General features: G+C 57.3%; 3 protein-coding genes. All 3 read right to left on the reverse strand.

Annotated elements, in window-relative coordinates; all coding sequences use genetic code 11:
• Nucleotides 1-30: 30 nt before the first annotated feature.
• The gene (locus FBX99_RS28740) at nt 31-1,599 is read right to left on the reverse strand and encodes an IS66 family transposase (RefSeq protein WP_145133803.1); all 1,569 of its coding nucleotides are present in this window, start codon (nt 1,597-1,599) and stop codon (nt 31-33) included.
• A gap of 61 nt (nt 1,600-1,660) precedes the next feature.
• Entirely contained in the window at nt 1,661-1,996 is a 336-nt protein-coding gene (gene tnpB / locus FBX99_RS29360; RefSeq protein ID WP_145133806.1) for an IS66 family insertion sequence element accessory protein TnpB, read from the reverse strand.
• On the reverse strand, nt 1,993-2,362 hold a 370-nt coding region (locus FBX99_RS28750), incomplete at its 5' end, for a transposase (RefSeq protein WP_371923906.1). The genes FBX99_RS28750 and tnpB, both read right to left, overlap by 4 nt.

Consider the following 2,362-nt stretch of genomic DNA (forward strand, 5'->3'; position numbering starts at 1 on the left):
GTATGCGTCCGGCCATCACGCCTTGCGTGATTAAACCGGCTGCCACCTATGCGGCAGCAACTGATCGACTTCACTCGCACGCTGCGTCGGCAGGCGTGTGAGTACATCTTTCAAGTAAGCATACGGATCATGCCCATTCAGCCGCGCAGACTGGATCAAACTCATGATCGCTGCCGCACGTTTTCCGCTGCGTAGCGACCCTGCGAAGAGCCAATTTTTACGTCCAAGAGCCCAAGGGCGGATCTGGTTCTCGCACCAGTTGTTATCTATGGGTACGGCCCCGTCATCAAGGTAGCGCGACAGCGCTGCCCAGCGTTTCAGGCTGTAATCGAGTGCTCTGCTGATGGCTGAGCCTTCGGGCACGAGGTCACGCTGGGCGATCATCCAGGCATGCAGCATATTCATCACTGGGACGGCTTTTTCTTGCCGTATTCGGCGCCTTAAATCCGGCTCCAGGTCGCGGACTTCTCTTTCGATTTCGTACAACAACTGGATATAGCTCAGGGCTTGCTCGGCGAGCGTGCTTTTATTCGTAGCGTGCAGTTCGAAGAACTTGCGCCGTGCATGGGCCATGCACCCAATCTCGGTCACGCCGAGTTCAAAGCTGGCCTTGTAGCCGCCGAAATCGTCGCAGACCAGCTTGCCCCTCCAGTCTTGCAGGAAGTTGCGAGCATGCTCACCGGCACGGCTGGGACTGAAGTCATAAACCACCGCTGCCAAGTCCGAGAACTGGCTGGTGGCGTAGGCCCACACATAGGAACGGTGAGTTTTCTTTGTTCCCGGCATGAGCATCTGCACCGGTGTTTCATCTGCGTGGATGACTTGTTGCCCAAGCACTACTTCGCGCAGCGCGTCGACCAGAGGCTGCAACTGCACGCCCGTCACGCCAACCCATTGAGCCAATGTTGAACGTGGAATCGCCAAGCCTGCTCGACCGAAGATCGATTCCTGACGGTAAAGCGGCAGATGGTCAGCAAACTTGGCAATCATGACGTGGGCAAGTAGGCCCGCAGCCGGGATGCCCTTATCAATAACCTGCGCCGGAACCGGTGCCTGGATCAGCGTTTCGCAGTCATCGCAGACCCACTTGCCACGGACATGGCGTTCGACGGTGAACACGCCGGGCGTGTAGTCCAGCTTCTCGCTAACGTCCTCACCGATGCGCTTGAGGGCGCAGCCGCATGGGCAGTGAGTGTCGTCCGGTTCGTGATGGATCAGTGTGCGTGGAAACTCAGCCGGTAATGCAGTGCGCTTGGGTTTCTGCTTTTTCTCGGCCGGAGTTCTCACTGCCTGCAAGCTTTGAAGCTCTGCTTCAATTGCCGCGATATCGGTGTCGATCAGATCATCGAGCAGGCTGGCCTGCTCGGGATTCATCTGTTCGCTGCGCTTGGCAAATTTCAAACGCTTGAACTGGGCGATTTCGTGGGTCAGTTTCTCGATCAGCGTTTGGTCGCGGTTGATCTTCTTGCCCATGGTCTCAACGGTCTTACCCATCGTTTCAACTTGTTGGTCGAGCGTCTCGACACGCTCCATCAACTGCGCGGCCAAGGCGCGCAGTTGTTCAGGGCTCAGGTGATCGAGATTGAGTAGCGAAGTCATGGGGCCGATTTTGCCAGAGCAGGCAATTCGCGACGATAGACCGATAGGCTAATGGCAGCCGTTAAAGCAGTGTGATCGAGCCTCCAGAACCTGCGCGTTGCCATGGCAGACCCAGCACCAATGCCTGAAGTTGCTCGGCATCCAGTTCCATCTCAGAACCATGGCGAATGCCAGGCCAGTGGAACTTGCCTTGGTTCAACCGGCGCGCCGCCAACCATATTCCGAAGCCGTCATGCACCAGCACTTTCATGCGATTGGCGCGGCGGTTGGCGAACAGATAAGCGCAGTGCGGCTGCGCCGCACCGAACACCGCGATCACCTTGGCTAACGCCGTTTCGGTGCCTGCGCGCATGTCCATCGGTTCGGTGGCGAGCCAGATGGAGTCGATGCGAATCATCGCAAAAGATCTCGAAGAAAAGTCGCACAGGCGGCAGCACTTTCAGTTGGCCAGTTCACTTTGATGGTGCCGCGCGGGTGCTGTATTTCAACGCAGATATTCGATGATGCTGGATGGGAGTTTGCCCCGGCCAGCGGCATGGCTAACGGAATAAATGCAGGTGGGAGCGCCGGGCTTTTCTGCGCTTGCAGCCGAATCCATTTGTGGACGAGGTTTGCGTTGAGGCTATGGCCGAGCGCGACGCTGGCAATCGAAGCGCCGGGCTGGGCACACTCTTGAATGACCTGGGCTTTGAAGGACTTGGAATAGGAACGGCGTGTTGGCTGCATGAAATACCCGCTTAAAAGGCTAGAACTGGTGTCCACT

The sequence above is a fragment of the Pseudomonas sp. SJZ074 genome, assembly GCF_007828215.1.
Taxonomy (GTDB): domain Bacteria; phylum Pseudomonadota; class Gammaproteobacteria; order Pseudomonadales; family Pseudomonadaceae; genus Aquipseudomonas.